Raw genomic sequence first — 18,772 nt, forward strand, 5'->3', positions numbered from 1 at the left:
GATGTTGAGTGTGACCCAACCACTGCCGGAACGCGGCCAACTGCTGATCATCGACGACGAAGAAGAGATTCTCAAAGCGCTCTACCGCCAGTTCCGCCGGGAATATGATGTTTACACCGCCCCGAGCGCCGAGCAGGGCTACCGGTTGATGACCGAGAACCCGATTCAGGTCATCATCTCCGATCAGCGCATGCCGGGCATGAATGGCGCCGAATTCTTCGGCAAGATCAAGAACGAGTACCCGGACGCGATTCGTCTGCTGCTCACGGGGTATGCCGACATTCAGGCGGTGATCAGCGCGATCAATGATGGCAATATTTTCCGCTACATCGCCAAGCCGTGGGATCCGGTCGAACTGGATACGATTGTCCGCGAGGCCTTCGAGCGCTATCACCTGATCGTGCAGAACCGCAAGCTGCTCGAAGAACTGCAGGAGTCCAACACGCGGCTCGAACAGCGCGTCGCCGAGCGCACCGCCGAACTCGAAGAGATGAACGGGCGCTTGTTGACGCTCAATCAGCAAAAAGACAGCTTCCTCGGCATGGCGGCGCATGACCTGCGCACCCCGCTGACCGTGCTGCAAGGCTTCACCGACCTGCTCACGCACCCCTCCGCCCGCCCGGAAGACTTCAAAGAGTTCATCGTCATCATCCGTGAGACGATTCAGCAGATGCTGGTGCTGCTCGACGACCTGCTCGATATCACGGCGATTGAGGCGGGCAAGCTCACGCTGCGCCCCGAGACCGTGGCGATTGCGCCATTCATCGAGCGCATCTGCAAGCTCAGCTATCGCATTGGCGAGCAAAAGGGCATCCAACTCGTGACCGATGTCGCGCCAGATTTGCCGCCTATCACCTTTGACCCGCGCCGCATCGAACAAGTGCTCAACAACCTGCTGAGCAATGCCTTCAAGTTCTCGCACGGCGGCACGACCGTCACCGTGCAGGTGCGGACGCGCCCCGACGCGGTCGAATTCGCCGTGATCGATCAGGGGCAGGGCATCCGCGCCAACGAGATCGACATGGTGTTTGGGGAATTTCAGCGCGTTTCGACCAAGCCAACGGGCGACGAAGGCAGCACCGGCCTCGGCTTGTCGATCTGTCGCCGCATCGTGGATCTACACAACGGGCACATCGCCGTCGAAAGCGAAAGCGGCCAGGGCAGTCGTTTCTATTTCACGCTGCCGCTCACCTGACCAACGAGGCCTTACGGACGTAAGCTGGTGGTGATTGAGTTACTGCTCGGCATCGGCAAACATCGCCTGAGCCAAGCGATAAATACCGATGAAATCGGGTAGAGGATCATTCCACAGCGTCGGCACATGCAAACGAAACTTCGGCAGCAAGGGCGTGCTGTAAACACCGTCGGTATCCGGGTGTACTAAGTCATACAGACCGCGTTCATTCAGACGATAGAAGCGATGAAATTTGCGCTGCGGATCGAAGATCCAGTATTCGCGGACGCCAGCAGCTTGATATTCATCGACCTTTTCGACGTAATCGCGCTCGCCGCTTTCCGGTGACACGATCTCGACACACAGATCGGCAGCACCGTGCATGTAGGTTTCGGTTAACTGCCCGGGGTTGGTGTTGAGGACAACCTGAATATCCGGTTCACGTCGAGCCGGGATACTGTCGAGACGCATGACAAACGGCTGCTGAATCACGCGCCCGCCGCCGCTATTGAAGGCAAAATAGGCGTCGAGCAGCTTGGCGACAAAGGCAATCAGCAGCGTATGCAGCAGCGTCCCCGGCATATTCTTGATCAGCTCCCCGTTGACCCATTCAAAGTAGTGTTCAGCGTACTTCTCCATATAGTCATCAGCCGAGATATAAAGTTTCTCGTCCGCGCCCGGAATTGTGTGCTCAACCATCGTCGCTGCTCCATCCAACTTCAGCTTGATTATACCTTTATTCGCTAGGCTGCTTCGGCTCGACCTGCCGCAGATTTTCGTGGCGCGGCAAGATCTCGCCGGAGGCGGCGCGTAAGCGCAGCGTCACGATGGCGATCACGATCAGCGTGAGGTAGACGAGTCCCACGATCAGCATGACGCTCACACCGGGAATGATGCCGATGTGCGCGCGCTGCACCAGTTCGCCCCACGTTCCAATCGGCGTGGGGTACAATGAGAGCTTCGCGATCCACGCCAGCAGCAGCACCATATAGATCCACAGGTAATTGCGCCGCAGCCGCCGCCCAAACGCCTCCCACGCGGAAATCGGGAAGCGCGGCACCAGCAGACTCTTCGCCAGCTTATCTGACCATTCCGCGCGCGGCTTGAACGGCGGAATGAGCATCGCCGCGTAGAAATCCGTCTCAATCAGGCGGACGCGATAGCTCCACAGCTCGTAATAGCGGTAGCGCCGCGCCTCGATGAACAGAAACAGCGTGATCAGCACCGAATTCAGGATGATGATGCTGTGATTCGTGTACTGGTCGCTGAAGCCAAAGGTGATTGCCGCGCCGGTCGCCACGAGCGCCCAGTTCGTCGTCACGTCGAGACGGCTGCGCCAGGCATTCGCCCGCGCAATCTCTGCCCGGTAGAAGTGCACGAGCGCCGTATTGAATTCGGACGGTCGCAGCTTGTAACCGCGATACGTCCAGACCGAGAGCTCATTTGGTGAATCTTGCATGAGAACAATCATCCATATTTGTCATTTCTTTCGTTATTATAGCAAAGGTTGTCATTTGAATTGTTAGCATTTTCACGTATGATCATGTGATAAGGGAAAGTAGAAGTTCAATCACTATGGGCAAGGTCTCGCACGTATTCATCTGGCTGCTGCTCATGGCAGTCTTCAGCGTCCCCGTTACCGCTCTGGCGCAGGTCTGCACCGGGATTGTGCAGCAGGCACTAGAGGCGACCCATGCGCGGTGCGATGAACTGGGGACGAATCAGGCGTGTTATGGTCATGCGCGGCTGGAAGCTCAGCCGCAAGCCGGGCTGCCTGAATTCACATTTCAAGCGCCGGGCGACATCATCAACGTGACCGCGCTGCGCTCGCTGCGCCTGAGCGCGCTCGACGAACAGACGGGTATCTGGGGCGTCGCGCGGATGGCCGTACAGCCGAGCGCGCCGGATGTCGACCCCGGCGAACAGGTGACGTTTCTGCTGTTCGGGGATGTCGAAATTCAGAACTTGATCCCCCAACCCTCGGCAACCGCTGCCAGCGTGCTTTCACAGCTCAACGTGAATGTCCGCCGCGAGCCCTCGCTCGAAGCGTTTGTCACGCGGACGCTGGTCTCAGGGGAAGGTGTGGTGGCGCGCGGGCGCACAGAGGACAACCGCTGGCTGTATATCCAAACATCCGATGGAGAATACGGTTGGGTGAGCGCCCCGGCCATGCAGATCGAGGGCGGGATCGCTGCGGTCAATGCAATTGAACCGTGGACCACCAATTTTGGCCCTATGCAGGCGATTCGGCTGGAGACGGGCGAAGATGGCGTGCTGTGCGATGATATGCCGGAAAGCGGCGTGTTGATTCAGACGCCGGATGGCGTCGCCGAAGTCAGCCTGTGGATCAACGAGGTGAAGGTGCGCCTCGGCTCGACGGCCTACATCCGCGCCGGACGCAACCGCGAGATGCGCATCACCATGCTCGAAGGTCAGGCGCAGGTCGAAGCGCAGGGCGAAACGGTGACCGCGCCCGCCGGGACTGAGCTCACAATTCAGCTGGATCAAAATCTCGCGCCCGTCGCGCCGCCGAGCGTCCCGCAGCAGATTCAAGCGCCGGTCAACAACCTGCCCGTCCAGGACTTGGAACGCCCCGTGCCCACCCTCCTGCCGACGGTCGTGCTGCCGACGCCCACGCTCATTCCGACGCTAACGGAGACGCCGACCGCGCTCCCAACCCTCACACCGACCGATACGCCCACGATCACGCCAACGAATTCGCCGCTGCCCACCAACACGGACACGCCTACGCCCTCCCTGACTCCCAGCGATACGCCGCTGCCGCCGTCGGATACGCCCACGCCGACGACTGCCGCGTTCATTCCGCCAACGGCTACCCTGCTCGAACCATCCCCCGACCCGCCAACACAGGTGATCAGCTACCAGCCAGCTATGCAGGGTCGCCAGTTATCACGCACGCCGCCGGGGCGAGGTCGCCGGGGTAACAGCGGCGGGGACAACAGGCATGGTCGTGGGAGCGCGCACGAAGGCACAGGGGAGTAACTCGGTTCTCGAAAGTGGAATATGAACAAACGGGGCGCAGTGCGCCCCGTTTTTATGCGTTAGGACTCCGCCCCGCACGTGGGCGCGTACGGCTCAGCGCCAAAGTAGATCGTCCACTCGTCGGCGGTCAGGTTCCGCCCGGCAATAGTGCAGGCACGTTCCAGCAAGCCTGCCGTCTCCAAATTAATCGGGTCGATCCAACCGTTTTGCCCGGCGGCGTACAGCGTCAGCCCGTGGAAGGCGAGGTGATTCAGCCACCCGTCGCTGACCGGCAGCGGTTCGCCCAGCGCTAACCAGCGCTCTGTATCCCACAGCCGCAGCACACCCTGATGATCCGCGGTGGCGAGCACCCGTCCGTCGCCGCTGAACGCCGCGCCCGCGACCCAATCCGCATGCCCTTCCAGCCGATGCAGCGCCGTGCCCGTCGCAAACTGCCACACGATGACCGCGCCATCGCGCCCGGTCGAAATCACCGAGGCGCCGTCCGGACTAAAGGTCAGGCTCATCACGCCATCGCTGTGACCCGCCCATGTCTGCGGGGCAGCAGCGTCCGGTCGCCACAGGTCGATCACGCCACTGCGTTGACCAACCAGCACGGTCTGACTGTCCGGCGCGAACGTCACGCTGAGCGCGGCGCTCGGGTAGCGGCTGAGTTCCGCGCCGTCATCGACCGCGAAGACCGCCGCGCCGCCCCCACCCACCACGGCGATGCGCTGGCCGTCCGGGCTGTAGGCAATCTGCTGGATCACGTCGACATTCGGGTTGAAGTCGCTCAGGCGCGCGGTGGTCTGGGCATCCCACAGGCGGACGCGGCCATCATCCGCGCCCGTGGCGAGGACGGTTCCCGCCGGGTTGTAGCGCACCGCCGTCACCAGCCCCGCATATTCGCTGTCGATCACGCGGGGTTCCACAGCCTCCGGCGCGCCGACGTACACGAGGTTATCGATCCCGGCGGCGGCGGTCGCATCCGGCAGCAGGTCAAACGCCTGAATCGCGCCGACCTGACGCCCGGTCGCCGGTGCCGCCCGCCAGCGCAGCACATAGGCATCCTCACCCGCCGAATACAGCGTATCGCCGGCAAACAGCACACTCCACACCGCGCCGCGCTGCCCGCGCAGCACCTGACCGTCGCCCGTAGCGAGATCCCACAGGCGCACCGTGGTATCCGCGCTGCCGGATGCGAGACGCGAGCCGTGGGCGTTGAAGGCCAGCGCCCGAATCCAATTGGTGTGGCCGCGCAGCACCTGACCGTCCCCGGTCGCCACATCCCACAGGCGCACGGTGTTATCGGCGCTGCCCGACGCCAGCAGCGTTCCATCAGGCGAGAGCGCCAGTGCCAGCACCCAGTTGGTGTGCCCTTCCCAGATCCCGATCTCGTCCCCGGTTTCAAGATCCCACACGCGGATCACGTTGTCCGCCCCCGCCGAATACAGGCGCGAGCCATCCAGCGCGAAGGCCAAGCCCCACACCGTATCCGTGTGCCCACGCAGTTCGCGAAGCAATTCGCGGGTGTCAGTATCCCATAAGCGAATGACGCCATCGTCCCCGCCCGAGGCCAAAATTGCGTCATGCCACGCCAGCGCGCGCATCTCTGTATCTGTTCCAGTGTCAATGGTCACGCGCGCGCCCCGGTCAGCGCCAGCGAGCACCTGAATCACGCTCCCCGCGCCCGCCAGCGCGATCTGACTCGCGTTGCAGGCTACGGCGTTGATCGGCATGGCGACGGCGCGCACGGCGGCCGCACTAAGCGTCTCACCGCCCGCGTCCAGGACCTGCGCGACTCCGCCGCGTCCCGCGATGATAGTCTGCGTGCCGCACTGACTCAGCGCGCGTAAACTGCCCGCACCGGGGTACAGGAAGCCCTCCAAGAGCGGATTAGCCGTCAAGCGCGTGAACAGCGCGTTGCGGGCTTCGTACGTGTCGTGGACGGCCAGCGCTTCGACGCTCAGGAGCAGCGAGAGATCGACCTGTTCGGCAGCGCTTAAGCTGCCGGAGGCGAGTTCGCGCGATTTGGAGATGCGCGCTTCGCCTTCCGCCCGGCGCTGGCCGTCCACGGCGAAAATCGCGGAGAACACCGCGATCAGCGCGACCACCGCCAGCCCGGTAATGCCGATCTGCGTGCGCCGCCGCGCGCGCTGGCGCGCCGCCACACTATCGAGCACGTAGCTGCGCTCGGCCTCGGTCAGTGTGAGCGTGGCGCTCGTCAGCAGCGGCTCAAAGGCGACCAACCGCGATCCGGTCGCCAAGTAGCTGGGGTCGCGTTTGGCTTTGTCCCACTCCGCCGCCACCGCCGTCAACGCGCTGCGCTGCCGGAGTTCGCCTTGCGCCTCATCGATCCAATGCTTCAGCCGATCCCACGTGGCGATCAACGCCTCGTGCGCGACTTCGAGCGTCGGCGCGCGCGTTTTGGCATCGTAATCGAGCGTGAGCAGGCGGCTTTCCACATACCGTTTGACCATCGCCTCGCGACCGCGAATGTGGCCGAGTTCGCTCAACAGCACGCGCCGCCGCGTCAGCGTGAACGGATCGACCAGCCGCAGCAGCACCTCACGCGCCGCCGCCTGTTCGGTCGCATCCAGCCCCCCGTAGATCTCATCAGCGCGGCGCTGCAAAGCTCCGCTGATGCCGCCGCGTTCCTCATACACCTTCTTGGTGATCAGGTGGCCAATGCGCGCGTCGAACAATTCGCGCAGCGCATACTGGAGCAGCGGCAGCCCGCCCGGCTGATCGCGCACGTCTTCGATGATGCGCGCCACCAACCCCGGCTCATACTTAATCTGGTCGCGCTCGGCGGGCTTTTCGATAGCCTGCGTCATCTCGGCGATGCTCAGTGGCAAAATCACTTCGGTGTGCTCGGAAAGCAGCGGCGCGAAGTCGGGATAACTCAGCGGGCGGTCGTAGAAATCGGCGCGCAGCGTGAGCACAATATAGATGCACTCATCTTTGAGCGCCTTGAGCAGCGCGGCCAAAAACAGCTTGACATCGGCCCGCTGGGTGAACAATTCTTCAAATTGGTCGATCACCAGCACGAGGGTACTATTAGGCGGCAGACCTGCCCGCCATTCACCGTTTTCCAACTGCGCATAGCTGATGCGCCCGGTATTGACCCCCCGCAGCGCATCGTCGAGCGCGACGAACGCCGTGCCCGCCTTCATCACCGCGTAGAACCACGTTTCTGAGCCGGGGAGCGCCCCCATGCGCAAGCGGGGCAGCACCCCCGCCAGCACCGCGCTCGACTTGCCCGAACCGCTCGCGCCGATGATGGCGACGAAGTGGTCCGCGCCCAAGCGCAGCACGACCTTGTCGGCGAAAGCTTCGCGCCCGAAGAACTGATCGGCGTCGGCCTGATCGAAGGCTTGCAGCCCGCGATACGGATTTTTGACTTCCGGCGCTGGCGGCAGAATCCGCGTGGTGCTCTCCTGCTCCCCACTCGATAGGGTGATCTTGCCTACGGTGGTGATCTGGGGAATCGGCGCTTCGCCCACCACGCGGCGCAGTTCTTCGGCGAAGGTGAGCGGGTCTTTATAGCGATTCTCCGGCGAATAGGCGGTCGCCTTCCAGAGAATCGGGTTGATTTCGTAGGGGAGGTCGGGGCGTTCTTTTTGCACAGGCGGGAGCGGGTTTTGTTCCGGCAGTGCGCCTGTGAGCAGCTCATAGGTGATGATGCCGAGGCCGAACAAGTCGGTCTGCGGGCTGGCGATATCTTCGGTGAATTGTTCCGGCGCGGCATAGGCCGCGGTGCCGAAGCGTTCGCCCGTCGAGGGGAAACGCAGATCGCGCGCGATGTTGAAGTCGGCGAGATAGGCGTTGCCGAATTCGTCCAGGAGGATATTTTCGGGCTTCACGTCGCGGTGAATGACGTTGCGCAGGTGGGCAGCGTTGAGCGCCGCCGCCATCTGCCCGACAAGGCGCGCAACGCGGGTCGCTTCCAGTTTCGGCTGGTTCATGAGCACGCCGCGCAGATTGCCCCCGCGCAGGTAGCGCATCACCAGATACGCGCCGCCGGGGTCGCGCCAGTAATCGTAGAGCGGCACGATGTGCAGATGCTCCAACCGGGCGATCATCTGCGCTTCGATCTCAAAGCGGCGGATGAAATCGGGATGCGCGGCATATTCCGGCAGAATCACTTTGATGGCGACATCGCGTTCGAGTTCCGGCTGATACGCCTTGTAGACCGCGCCAAACCCGCCGATACCAATCTGCTCCGCGAGATCGTACCCTGCGATGTGTCCAGTCATGTCGTGATCACCGCCATTGTGAGAGCGCTGAACGCCAGCAGATGGAACGCCGCCAACAGACGATCAATGTGGACGACTTGTCCTAAGGCTGGAACATTCGGCGAAACGTGACTTAAATAGTCTAGCACCAAACGCAGTAGATCCGGCTGGAGCCGCACGCGCAGGTCCTCTCGCTCGATCAGGATGCGCTCGCGCGTTTCGCTTTCGCCCAGCCAGCTCAGCATTTCTTCCAGTTCATTCATCAGGCGCACCACATCTTCGTGCTGCGCGCGCCAGCGGGTCAGTTCCCGCTCGGCAAACTGCAGCGCTGCCCCCGCGCCAGTCAGACACACCTGCAATCGCCCGTTTTCGCTGCCGATCTGCTCAATAATGAGAGGATCATCGTGCTCCCGGATGGTATCCGCAACGAGTTGGAGTACAGCCAGCGCCGACAAAAACGGGGTGACGGTACGACTGAGGTAGTCCGGCGTCAGTAGATGCGGAGCGCGTGCGTCATCCAGAAACACACGGGTCACGAACACCTTCTTTCAAATTTCATTACGAGTACCGGATTATAACATGGAATCGATTCGCCACAGGTTTTTATGTTATCATCGCTCTAGAATACACCAGCGCTAGAGGAACTGTATGTCCGACATCATCGTTTCCGCGCTCAACAGCGCGGCTGACCGCCTCGACCAACCCACCGTGCATGAAGCCTATCAACAGTTGGCGCACGTCCTCGGCGTCGTCCTCACGGGGCAGCCGTTCGATGCGCAGCTCCCGCTCACGCCGACGCAGCTCGTGCTCATTCGGCATGCGCTCCAGCGGTTATCCCCCGCGCAAATGACCGTCATCAACAGCGCGGCGGAAGAACTCCAGGGCCGGGTGGGCGTGAACGTCACCGGCAATACGGTGATCACCAACTCGATTGGCACTGTGACCGGCGGCAGCGTCATGATGATCGGCATCAGCAACGGCGAACCGCCGTACATGCCAGCCGCGCCCACCCCTGCTCCCGCGCCGACCAAAGCGCAGGCCGCGCCGCCGTCGATTTCGGTCTCCCAGGTGCATGATGTATTCATCAGCTACAGCCGCAAAGATGCGCCGTCGGCCAAGCGCCTGTACGCCGATCTGCGCGCCGCCGGGTTGATCGTATGGATGGATAACGACGAACTCCAACCGGGGAATCCGTCGTGGCAAAAGGCCATTGAAAAGGCGATTCGCTCGTCGGGCTGTGTCGTCGCGCTGCTCACGCCCTCGGCGAAAGCCTCGGAATGGGTCGAGCGCGAGATTCACCTCGCCCAAACGCATCACATCCCGATTGTGCCACTGCTTTATTCCGGTGATGAAACCAACGCGCTGCCGCTCTCGCTGTTCAATATCCAGTGGACGCCGATGCGCACGCCGCGCGAACATCGCGCCAATCTCCAGAAAGTCGTGGCGGCGATCCGCGAGTTGAATGCCTGACCTGCACGTCGGAATTCTCGCGCCCGACCTGACGCATAAGCACGGTTGGGCGCACTACAGCCTCAGTCTGATCGAAGCGTTGCAGCGCGCGGGCGTGCGTTTGACCGTGGTCAGCGCGCACAACAGCCCGCGCCTCCCTGGTCTGGATCAACACTTGCTGCTGCCCTCCGTCGACCCGCTGGATCGCGGCATGTTGGCGCGTCTGGTGCGCAGTCTGCCGCAGGTGCAGGCCGCGCTCCGCCCCTGTACTATGATTCACGCGCACATCGAACCGTATGCGCCGCTGGCCGCGCTGATCGCTGGCCGGCGTCCGCTGATCATCACCGGGCACGGGAGCTATGTGCGGGCAGCTGCCCGCCGCTCCGCCGCGATCCGCGCGCTGTACGCGTGGGCGTTCCGCCGCGCGACGGTCGTGTGCGTCAGCCACTACACCAAACAGATCACCCGCGAAACGATCCCCGGCGTGCGCACACAGGTCATCACCAACGGAATCGACTTTGCCCGCTTCGGCGCGATTCAGCCGGAAGGCGGCGCGGTGCCCACCGTGTTGAGCGTGGGTGCGGTCAAAGCGCGCAAAGGTACGCTCGAACTGGTGCGCGCGCTGGCACAGGTCCGCGCAGCGATCCCGAACGTGCGCGGGCTGATCGTCGGGTCGCTGGACATGGAACCGGAGACGGTCGAACAGGTGCGCGCAGCCATCCGTGACCTCGGTTTAGCCGACACGGTCACGCTGACCGGGCGCATCTCCGATGCCGAACTGCTGCGCCTGTACGCCACCGCCGACGTGTTCGCGCTGCCCTCGGTCAATGTCGATTGGAAGTTTGAGGGTTACGGCCTGTCGCTGATCGAAGCGAGCGCCGCTGGCCTCCCGGTGATCGGATCGCTGGACTGCGGCGCAGAAGATGCCGTGCAGGACGGCGTGACCGGGCTGCTCGTCCCGCAGCGCGATGAAGCGGCGCTGGCGGCGGCGCTCGTCCGCCTGCTGACGGATCGCGAGCTGGCGGCGGCGTATGGCGCGGCGGGGCGCGCTTGGGCGGCCACCCAAACGTGGGATCACGCGGCGCAAGCCCTCCTCCGCCTGTACCAACGATAAAAACTCAACGCAAAGTCGCCAAGTAGCAAAAAGGACGCGATGCTATCGCGTCCCTTCGATTCCTTTGCGCCTTCACGTCTTGGCGTCTTGGCGTTGAGTCTTGTGCTTTTAGCTCTCGGCGCGGGCGACGAAGGTGATTTCCAGCGTCACATCCTCCGACACGTTGGCGACGCCGGGGGCGTTGGGGATGGTCAGCTCGTACAGGGCGCGCTGCACCACCGTCGACGCAGTGCCGCTAAGCTCCGTTTCGCTGACCGGGGTCACGCGCGCCGCAAACGTCACCCGGTTGGTGATGCTGCGCAGCGTGAAATCGCCCGTGATGTTGAACGTGAACGGTTCACCGATGGTCACCGAGGCGGGCAGGTCGCTCAATTCGATGTTGCTGAATTCGGCGAATTCGAACTGATCCTGATCGGACTGGAGAATAGCGCGGCGAATGGCGCGGTTCCGCATATCCGAGTCGGTTGCCAGCGTGCGCACGTTGATGCGGATCGTGCCGATCTGCGTGGCAGCGGGGTTGGCGAGGTCGACGAGGAGCTGCCCCGCGACCTGATCCGTGATGCCAACCACGTTGGTCGGATTCCCCATCAGCACTTCGCTGAGCGCGAACGACACCTGCGATTCTTCCGGCACAATGTTGAAGATCACACCACCACTGGTCGCGGCGGCCGCTTCCGCCGTCGCTTCATCCGTAGCGGACGCCTCAACGGTCGACACCGCGGCCTCGGTCGTCGGAACGGGGGTATTCACAGCCAGCGTCGGCGCGCTGATCACTTCGCTCGCCACGCCCGATTCTCCACCAAAGAAGGCATACAAACCAACTGCAACGGCGGCGATGACGAGGACAGCGGCAATAATCAGAATTCGGGTTCGATTTCCCATAACGTTACTCCCATATCAGTTCTTCTGCGTAGGACAACGATAGGATATAGGCAAATAGATTGTTTCTGGACAGACCTTCAGGATACTCTCAGGGAAATACCGAGAAAGTGTAAAACTGCACAAGTTCTGAACACAGGGTTTTAAAAAGCCTGTTGCGGACAAGTCTGGACTGGACTCCGCTGCCTCACACCAGTTTATTCTCCCACTCGATCCCAAAGTCAGCGCGCAGCACGGTGAACATCCAGTCGACAGATATCCCGTGCGGTCTTTACGCTTGCGCTCCAGCAAGGCAGCGAACAACGCCCGCAGTGATGTGCCGCGCACGTGCAGTGCCTGATCGAGGTCGGCGAGTGGGGCGAGCGAGCCGAAGACGCCGCCCGGTTGGATTTTCTCGGCGAACGCTTCCGCTGGTGCGCCGAGCAATTCCAGCGCGAACTGTTCGCTAAAATACAAGTTCAACGCCTCGCCGATTAAGCGGCGGTCGGAGCGCGGGCAGTCGGGCGCGGGATACAAAGTCGACTTGTAGCGCCCGCTCCAGGCGGCAGTCGTGTAGAAGTGGAGGAGCTCGTGCAGCAGACCGCTGACCAGAAAAGCGCGATAGGTCGAATAGCCGTACTTGGCGAGTTCGGCGGGGGCATCTGCCCCATACGCGACGATCTCGTTGAGCACGTTTTCGCCGGTCGCGAACGTGTTTCCGCCCTTTGCGCCAGATAACCCTCTGGAGCACGCAGCAGCAAAACATCGATCTGCTCCAAACCGCTGTACGGCGCGAGGTTCGTCTCCAGCCACTCGAGCCAGCGGCGTGCGCTGTCGATGAGGAACGGCAGATCAGGGGATGTTGTGCCGTGCTGCGTCAGCCAGCGGAACGTAACGTGCTTCTCTTTGCCCTCATACACACTGATTTCTGGCTCACGCCGCGGGCAGCAGTAACAGAAGAACCCGTCAAGCTTGGCGGGATGTGCGCCGCCCGTGCTCAGGCTGCTAAATGCTTGCCAACCGTCTGGCATGTCGATGATTTGGAAGTCCACGTGTAAATCATCGGCAATCTGAGGGAGATCAGTCGGGTAGGGGATCGCGCCTGTTCCGAGAAACACTTCCTCCGCATTGATAAACGGCACGAATAACTCGCCGACAGGCGGCTGGCCCCACACGCCCAACACTCGCGTGGCTAGACGGCTACACCGCAGATGATGCAAGAGTCCGGGCCTTCAATGGCTGAAGCTGCGTCGCTCATCTGAATGGGCAGTGGTTTTCCGTCCGCTTCCGCTGTTAAGTCGTTCACCTGCGCCAGACCAGCCAGTGCTGCCAACTCAAACGTGGTGACGCCGGGACGATCCCACACGAGGGCGCAATCCAACCGTCGATCCAGATAGTGCTGCAAGCTCACGGTGATGGCGAGGCGCATGGCGCGCTTCATCGCCAAGCTGTGTCTGCGCTTCCTGATCGCGTCGACCCTCCCTGGAGACTGGTCCGCCAGACAGGATTCGCGTTGGTAAGTTCATCGTCAAGCTATGCCCTGATAGCGGTGGTGCTGCCCAAACCCTTCGGCTCGCTGGGGTGTGCCAGCGGCAAAAAGTAATTGGGCAGAAGCTGAGTTTATCCCGGCGCAATTTTCTCAAGCTGTCCGGCGCAACCGCTCTCGCAGCGGGCGTCAGCCCGGAGATGGCCGCGCTCTGGCGCGCGCCGACTCCACACACAGCGGCGCAAACAACTGACCCGGTGCTGCACCTGCTCAACCGGATCTCGTATGGCGTACGCCCGGAAGCCTACGAGCGCGCGCAGCAGATCGGCTATGAAGCGTATCTCGACGAGCAGTTGAACCCGGAAAGCATCGACGACAGCGACACGCAAACGCGCTTGCAGTGGTATCCCATCCTCAACATGGATCGGCGCACGGGCTACGGCGTGAGCGAACGCTATGGCCGCTCGTATCGCGCGCTGCTGGACGGCACGGTGATCCGCGCAACCTACAGCCAACGGCAGTTATTCGAGCGCGTCGTCGAATTCTGGACGGATCACTTCAACATCGCGGAGAACGGCGACTACAACGTCGATCTGATCATCCTGCACCGCGACGTGATCCGGCGGCATGCCTTCGGCAATTTCCGCGACCTGCTGCTCGGCGTGGCGCGCAGCCCGGCCATGCTCTACTACCTCGACAACTACCTCAATGTCGCGGAACACCCGAACGAGAACTACGCCCGCGAACTGCTGGAACTGCACACGCTCGGCGTGGATGGCGGCTACACCGAAGATGATGTGAAAGAGGTCGCGCGCCATCAACGTGGCGGCTTGCACAACCGGCACGGCCGATCAGCTTGACTTGGATCCGATGGCTGCACGACACCGAACAGAAAATGGTGCTCGGGCACAAAATTCCCGCGGGGCGCGGCATCGAAGACGCGCTGCATGTGCTCGGTTTGCTGGCGGTGCACCCTCGTCGGGCTTCATCGCATAATTCTGGTTGCGCTTCGTGAGCGACGACCCGCCCGCGAGTCTGGTCGACAGTACCGCGCTGCAATTCATCGTCAACAACGGCGAAATCGCGCCGGTGCTGCGCCATATCTTCACCTCGCAGGAATTTCTGGCGGCGGCAGGGCAAAAGCTGCGCCGCCCCTACGAATTCTTCATCGGCGCGCTGCGGGCGACCGACACGCAAATGCCGTTCTGGCGCATGATCGAGCTGCTGCAAGACCTCGCGCAGCTTCCTTACGGCTGGCATCCGCCGGATGGCTACCCGGATGTGGCGGGCGCGTGGATGAACAGCAATGGCGGTGCGCGTCTGGAATATCGCCATGACGCGAACAATTGCAGCGTGAGGGTTGCCTACAACGACCGCGCACTTGTTGGAGCGATGACGCCAAACCACGCCGACCAGAACTGGTCGACGCGTAGGCCCGGCAGGTGTTCGGCACGCGCGTTCCCGCCGGCGTGACTTCGACTACGAGGACGGCCTGGACAAACTGGCGCTGGATGAACACATGCTGGCGACGAAAACTCCCACCCTGTTCGGATTAATGCTGGCATCGCCCTGACTTTCTCAGTGGCGGCCCGCAGGCGCGGGAGTTGATCTGACCCCCAAGGCCCTATCCCACAGCGGGAGGAGAGGAGGCGTAGCGAACCGTGTTGGCTCCCCTCCCTGAATTCGGGGAGGGGCCGGGGGTGGGGTCGGCACATCGCTGCTTGCTCGAAAGGATAACGATGATTTCTCGACGCGATTTCATGAAAACCTCGGGCGTGCTCGGCGTGAGCAAGGCGCTCTTTCCCTCGTGGATGCCGCGCCTCGCCTTCCGCCCGCCCCAGCAAACCGGGCGCGGCGACGTGCTCGTCGCGATCTTTCTGCGCGGCGGCATCGACGGCTTGAGCGCGGTCGTGCCCTTTGGCGAAGGCGCGAACTACTACGATCCGCGCCCATCGCTGGCCGTGCCGGAACCCGGCAATGGCGCGAACGCCGCCATCGACCTGAACGGCTATTTCGGGCTGCATCCGGCGCTCGCCCCGCTCGCCGACCTGTACCGCGCAGGTGAGCTGCTCGTCGTCCATGCAACCGGATCCATTGATCCCAGCCGTTCGCATTTCGACGCCATGCAGTTCATGGAGTACGGCACGCCGGGTGTCAAGACGACGGGTACGGGCTGGATCGGGCGGCACTTGCAGTCGACGGCGTGGGAGAACGAGTCCCCATTCCGCGCGGTCGGCATGGGCGCGATGGTGCCGAATTCGCTGCGCGGGGGCATTCCGGCGCTCTCACTGCGCTCGATTGCCGATTTCCACCTGCGCGGGCGCGAAGATGAACTCGCGCAAGCCCAGCAGATGCTCTCGCGCCTGTACAGCATCGACGCGCCGACCGGGGCGCTCGACTCGCAGGCGCGGTTGGTGTTCGAAACCGTCGATCTGCTCAAAGCGATCAATGCGGGCGGCTATACCCCAGCCAACGACGCCGCCTATCCCGGCGATAACGAAGGTTTCGGCCTCGGGCTGCGGCAAATCGCCCAACTGATCAAGGCGGATGTCGGGCTCGAAGTCGCGTGCGTTGATGTAGGCGGCTGGGATACCCACGAAAATCAGGGTACGACCAATGGCTACTTCAACGCCCTGCTGACCACGCTCGGTCAGGGGCTGGCCGCCTTCCGCGCCGACCTCGGCGACCGTCTGCGTGACGTAACTATCGTCACCATGAGCGAATTCGGGCGGCGCGTAGAAGAGAATGCCAGCGCGGGCACGGATCACGGGCATGGGAACTTCATGTTTGTGCTCGGCGGCGGGGCGCGCGGTGGACAGGTCTTCACGCAGGGCTTCTCGCTCGCGCCCGAAACCCTGAACGATGGCGATCTCGAAATCACGACCGATTACCGCGATGTGCTCGCGGAAGTCGTCGGTCAGCGGTTGCTCAACCCAGCACTCGATCAGGTGTTCCCGAATCACAGCGTCACATCGCTGGGGCTGGTCAACCCGCGGTAGCGTGCGGCTCGTCGGCAGCCCCCGCACCCCCAACCCCTCTCCCACGCAAGCGGGGAGAGGGGAGAAAGCGAGCTTTTCTGTCTCCCCTTCCTGAATTCGGGAAGGGGCTACAGTTCGATACGAGGGAAAGAAGGGTAGGGGCGAGGCAAGCCTCGCCGCTACAGATTTACGCCTGAAAATCAAATACCGCCTCCGTCCAGGATTCGTGGACGGGGTGGGTCGGAGACTGCGATACAGAGGACTCCCGCCGGCACAAATTGGCAGGGATCATTTGCATAAAGATTAGTGACTTTCGGCTTCATCCCTTAAGTTTGCTCGCATCGGAGCGGTTGTATGCTAGGGATGAAGCGAACGCTTAGACAAGCCGACGCGGGCGACCGCGTGGTTTCAGGAGATCGATCATGAAACGCATTGTCATGCTGCTCGCTGTAATACTGCTGTGTGCTCTCCCCCTCGCCGCGCAGGATGATGCGCAGCGCGTTATCGACCGGGTGGCGCAGCTCCCCGAATGGGTCGATTGGCTGGCGCAGTATCCGGGGTCGTTTGGTCAGGCCAACGACGACGACAGCGACGGGGTGTGGTACGTCGAGTTCTACGCCGAAGAGTGGTCGGAATGGCTCGGGTATGCGAATGTGGTGCTGGAGACAGGTGAAATTGTCGACAGCTTCATCCCCGCGCCGCTCTCCGCCGAAGAATTCCAGCGTGGGCAAGATCGCGTGCTGCCGCTGGTGCTCAACGACGCAGAGATCCTTGCCGTGCTCGGCGACACGCTGTTGTGGGATCACTACATCGACTTCAACCGTTACGACCGCCGCTGGGAAGTCACGTTCTACCGCGGTGTGCAGGCGGTGCAGGCCGTCATCCAGTTCGACGAGGCGGCGAATGAGTTTGCGATTGAGGAAATCCGCGACCCGAACGCGCTCGAAGAACAGGATCAGCGCGAAGCGTGGCGCGACGAAGCCATCAGCCTCGCGTATTCCGGCGAGGGCGCGGGCGAAGCGCTCAACGGGCGCGACGACTGGACAACCTACACCGAAAATCTGCGTCCCGGCATCTGGAGCGTGTCATTTGTGGCCGGGGAAACCGAATTGTACTTTGCACTGATTAACGTCGATACCGACGAAGTATTGGAAACACTGCGACCGTGAACATTCCGTTTCGAACCGGCGTCAACCTGCGGGAATTTGCGTACTATGGGACATCCTCCGTACCGTATACGCGCCTCGAATTACAAGCCGCTCAGCTCACCGAGTTGAGCGGCTTCGGTGTCCAGTTAATCCGCTTGTTTGGCGCGTGCCAGCGCTTGACCGTTGACCAGAACATCGCGCGTCTCAAAGCGGCGCTCGACCTCATCCAGCGGGCGGGCATGCAGGCGATCATCGCGCTCGGCGATGCATTTGGCTCCGAGTGGATCATCCCCGGCGAGAGTCACTATCACACGGCGACCGGGTCGCACCTGCACAAGAACTACTTCCTCAACCGCCTGTACCAGAAGACTTATATCCCCTATATCCAGCGCGTCGCAGCGGCGTTGGCCGGGCATCCCGCCCTGCTGCTGTGGGAACTCGGCAACGAATTCGCCATCCACCCGCAGCCCGCTTACGCGACGGACGAACGCGCCTTCTACAACTTCGCCGCCGAAGCCAGCGCCGCGCTCAAGCAGATCACGCCGCTGACGCTCGTCAGTACCGGGATCATCAACAGCAATCAGATCACCGTACCCGCGACGCGCGCTGCCGCTTCCCGCCGCCTGTACAGCCTGCCCACCATCGACGCCGTGTCGATCCACTTTTACGCTGAAGATGGCGAAACCGAGTATGCGACGCTCGATATTCAGATCGGGCGCGAACTCGGCAAGCCGTTCTATGTCGGCGAAATGGGCGGGTCGATCACGCGCAACCCGGATCGCACCGCGTACTATGCCAACGAGTTCAAACGCTGGCGCAGTGCGGGCGCATTCACGATTATGCCGTGGGCGTTCGACACCTCGCCGTGGAATGTCGGTGTGAGCGACTTATACGCCTTCGCGCGCATTCACCGCGACTACAACGGCCTCAAGGCGGTGGTGGGCAGCCATGCGACCAACGCCCCCGCCTATCGCCCCACGCCGACCGGAACCAAGCGCTATCAGGTCGTGCTCGGACCGCTCAGCGTGCGGACGGAACCCGCGATCACTGCCAAGCGGCTCGATCTATTGGCGAATGGCACGTGCATCGACGTCGATCCGGCGTCACGCACGGAAAAGGGCGGCTATGTGTGGTGGCGGCACTTCGGCAAGCAGCAGTGGTCCGCTGAGAAGCGCCTGCTCGATAACGTGGATTACATGCGCGAAGTCGCCGTCGCGGTGAAGTAGCTGTCAGTTGACAGTTTTCAGTTGACAGTTCACAGTTTGGCGGCTGCCCCAACCTCACCCCTAAATCAGATCGCCAAAGAATTGCAGGAATTGTAGGGACGCCCAACGAGGCGTCCGCA

General features: G+C 62.3%; 17 protein-coding genes. 10 read left to right on the top strand and 7 right to left on the bottom strand.

Annotation, left to right across the window (positions count from 1 at the left end; genetic code table 11):
• The first annotated feature begins 10 nt into the window (after nucleotides 1-10).
• Complete coding sequence (locus tag IPK17_RS37285; RefSeq protein ID WP_343422821.1) at nucleotides 11-1,195, top strand: ATP-binding protein; 1,185 nt, start codon at nucleotides 11-13, stop codon at nucleotides 1,193-1,195.
• A 39-nt stretch (nucleotides 1,196-1,234) separates the two neighbouring features.
• Here the strand turns inward: IPK17_RS37285 and IPK17_RS37290 are convergent, their stop codons facing one another.
• Nucleotides 1,235-1,873, bottom strand: coding sequence for a Uma2 family endonuclease (locus IPK17_RS37290; RefSeq protein ID WP_343422822.1), 639 nt, complete (start codon nucleotides 1,871-1,873; stop codon nucleotides 1,235-1,237).
• A 37-nt stretch (nucleotides 1,874-1,910) separates the two neighbouring features.
• Nucleotides 1,911-2,633, bottom strand: coding sequence for a DUF2270 domain-containing protein (locus tag IPK17_RS37295; protein ID WP_343422823.1), 723 nt, complete (start codon nucleotides 2,631-2,633; stop codon nucleotides 1,911-1,913).
• Nucleotides 2,634-2,749: 116 nt separating this feature from the next.
• On the opposite strand from IPK17_RS37295, the gene IPK17_RS37300 reads away from it, so the two are divergent.
• Entirely contained in the window at nucleotides 2,750-4,177 is a 1,428-nt protein-coding gene (locus tag IPK17_RS37300) for an SH3 domain-containing protein (RefSeq protein WP_343422824.1), read from the top strand.
• Nucleotides 4,178-4,236: 59 nt separating this feature from the next.
• Here IPK17_RS37300 and IPK17_RS37305 read toward each other — a convergent pair whose 3' ends face one another.
• Nucleotides 4,237-8,415 carry an nSTAND1 domain-containing NTPase gene (locus IPK17_RS37305; RefSeq protein WP_343422825.1) on the bottom strand — a complete coding sequence of 1,393 codons (4,179 nt, stop codon included), beginning with the start codon at nucleotides 8,413-8,415 and terminating at the stop codon, nucleotides 4,237-4,239.
• On the bottom strand, nucleotides 8,412-8,930 hold the full coding sequence (locus IPK17_RS37310) for a hypothetical protein (RefSeq protein WP_343422826.1): 519 nt from the start codon (nucleotides 8,928-8,930) through the stop codon (nucleotides 8,412-8,414). The genes IPK17_RS37305 and IPK17_RS37310 overlap by 4 nt, the downstream gene beginning before the upstream one ends.
• Before the next feature lie 112 nt (nucleotides 8,931-9,042).
• Here IPK17_RS37310 and IPK17_RS37315 point away from each other — a divergent pair, with 112 nt between their 5' ends.
• On the top strand, nucleotides 9,043-9,864 hold the full coding sequence (locus IPK17_RS37315) for a toll/interleukin-1 receptor domain-containing protein (RefSeq protein WP_343422827.1): 822 nt from the start codon (nucleotides 9,043-9,045) through the stop codon (nucleotides 9,862-9,864).
• Entirely contained in the window at nucleotides 9,857-10,957 is a 1,101-nt protein-coding gene (locus IPK17_RS37320) for a glycosyltransferase family 4 protein (RefSeq protein WP_343422828.1), read from the top strand. Before IPK17_RS37315 ends, IPK17_RS37320 begins: the two co-directional genes overlap by 8 nt.
• A 108-nt stretch (nucleotides 10,958-11,065) precedes the next feature.
• On the opposite strand, the gene IPK17_RS37325 is transcribed toward IPK17_RS37320, so the two are convergent.
• From IPK17_RS37325 to IPK17_RS37335, 3 genes are all read right to left on the bottom strand, one after another.
• Nucleotides 11,066-11,839 carry a YceI family protein gene (locus IPK17_RS37325; RefSeq protein ID WP_343422829.1) on the bottom strand — a complete coding sequence of 258 codons (774 nt, stop codon included), beginning with the start codon at nucleotides 11,837-11,839 and terminating at the stop codon, nucleotides 11,066-11,068.
• A gap of 15 nt (nucleotides 11,840-11,854) precedes the next feature.
• On the bottom strand, nucleotides 11,855-12,508 hold the full coding sequence (locus IPK17_RS37330) for a hypothetical protein (protein WP_343422830.1): 654 nt from the start codon (nucleotides 12,506-12,508) through the stop codon (nucleotides 11,855-11,857).
• A 499-nt stretch (nucleotides 12,509-13,007) separates the two neighbouring features.
• Nucleotides 13,008-13,262, bottom strand: coding sequence for a hypothetical protein (locus tag IPK17_RS37335; protein ID WP_343422831.1), 255 nt, complete (start codon nucleotides 13,260-13,262; stop codon nucleotides 13,008-13,010).
• Nucleotides 13,263-13,396: 134 nt separating this feature from the next.
• Between IPK17_RS37335 and IPK17_RS37340 the strand changes: the two genes are divergently transcribed.
• From IPK17_RS37340 to IPK17_RS37365, 6 genes are all read left to right on the top strand, one after another.
• Nucleotides 13,397-14,161 carry a DUF1800 family protein gene (locus IPK17_RS37340; RefSeq protein WP_343422832.1) on the top strand — a complete coding sequence of 255 codons (765 nt, stop codon included), beginning with the start codon at nucleotides 13,397-13,399 and terminating at the stop codon, nucleotides 14,159-14,161.
• Nucleotides 14,158-14,316, top strand: coding sequence for a hypothetical protein (locus IPK17_RS37345; RefSeq protein ID WP_343422833.1), 159 nt, complete (start codon nucleotides 14,158-14,160; stop codon nucleotides 14,314-14,316). The genes IPK17_RS37340 and IPK17_RS37345 overlap by 4 nt, the downstream gene beginning before the upstream one ends.
• Nucleotides 14,313-14,774 carry a DUF1800 family protein gene (locus tag IPK17_RS37350; protein WP_343422834.1) on the top strand — a complete coding sequence of 154 codons (462 nt, stop codon included), beginning with the start codon at nucleotides 14,313-14,315 and terminating at the stop codon, nucleotides 14,772-14,774. Before IPK17_RS37345 ends, IPK17_RS37350 begins: the two co-directional genes overlap by 4 nt.
• 266 nt (nucleotides 14,775-15,040) lie before the next feature.
• Nucleotides 15,041-16,300, top strand: a complete 1,260-nt coding sequence (locus tag IPK17_RS37355) for a DUF1501 domain-containing protein (RefSeq protein WP_343422835.1) — start codon at nucleotides 15,041-15,043, stop codon at nucleotides 16,298-16,300.
• Between the two features lie 401 nt (nucleotides 16,301-16,701).
• Nucleotides 16,702-17,448 carry a hypothetical protein gene (locus IPK17_RS37360; RefSeq protein ID WP_343422836.1) on the top strand — a complete coding sequence of 249 codons (747 nt, stop codon included), beginning with the start codon at nucleotides 16,702-16,704 and terminating at the stop codon, nucleotides 17,446-17,448.
• Complete coding sequence (locus IPK17_RS37365) at nucleotides 17,445-18,653, top strand: cellulase family glycosylhydrolase (RefSeq protein ID WP_343422837.1); 1,209 nt, start codon at nucleotides 17,445-17,447, stop codon at nucleotides 18,651-18,653. The genes IPK17_RS37360 and IPK17_RS37365 overlap by 4 nt, the downstream gene beginning before the upstream one ends.
• Nucleotides 18,654-18,772 lie beyond the last annotated feature (119 nt).

The sequence above is a fragment of the Candidatus Flexifilum breve genome (assembly GCF_016713355.1).

What these genes read in the sequence shown, in the direction of transcription:
- IPK17_RS37290 (WP_343422822.1), bottom strand. Translation starts at nt 1,873, where the DNA reads ATGGTTGAGCACACAATTCCGGGCGCGGACGAGAAACTTTATATCTCG.
- IPK17_RS37295 (WP_343422823.1), bottom strand. Translation starts at nt 2,633, where the DNA reads ATGCAAGATTCACCAAATGAGCTCTCGGTCTGGACGTATCGCGGTTAC.
- IPK17_RS37300 (WP_343422824.1), top strand. Translation starts at nt 2,750, where the DNA reads ATGGGCAAGGTCTCGCACGTATTCATCTGGCTGCTGCTCATGGCAGTC.
- IPK17_RS37305 (WP_343422825.1), bottom strand. Translation starts at nt 8,415, where the DNA reads ATGACTGGACACATCGCAGGGTACGATCTCGCGGAGCAGATTGGTATC.
- IPK17_RS37315 (WP_343422827.1), top strand. Translation starts at nt 9,043, where the DNA reads ATGTCCGACATCATCGTTTCCGCGCTCAACAGCGCGGCTGACCGCCTC.
- IPK17_RS37320 (WP_343422828.1), top strand. Translation starts at nt 9,857, where the DNA reads ATGCCTGACCTGCACGTCGGAATTCTCGCGCCCGACCTGACGCATAAG.
- IPK17_RS37325 (WP_343422829.1), bottom strand. Translation starts at nt 11,839, where the DNA reads ATGGGAAATCGAACCCGAATTCTGATTATTGCCGCTGTCCTCGTCATC.
- IPK17_RS37355 (WP_343422835.1), top strand. Translation starts at nt 15,041, where the DNA reads ATGATTTCTCGACGCGATTTCATGAAAACCTCGGGCGTGCTCGGCGTG.
- IPK17_RS37360 (WP_343422836.1), top strand. Translation starts at nt 16,702, where the DNA reads ATGAAACGCATTGTCATGCTGCTCGCTGTAATACTGCTGTGTGCTCTC.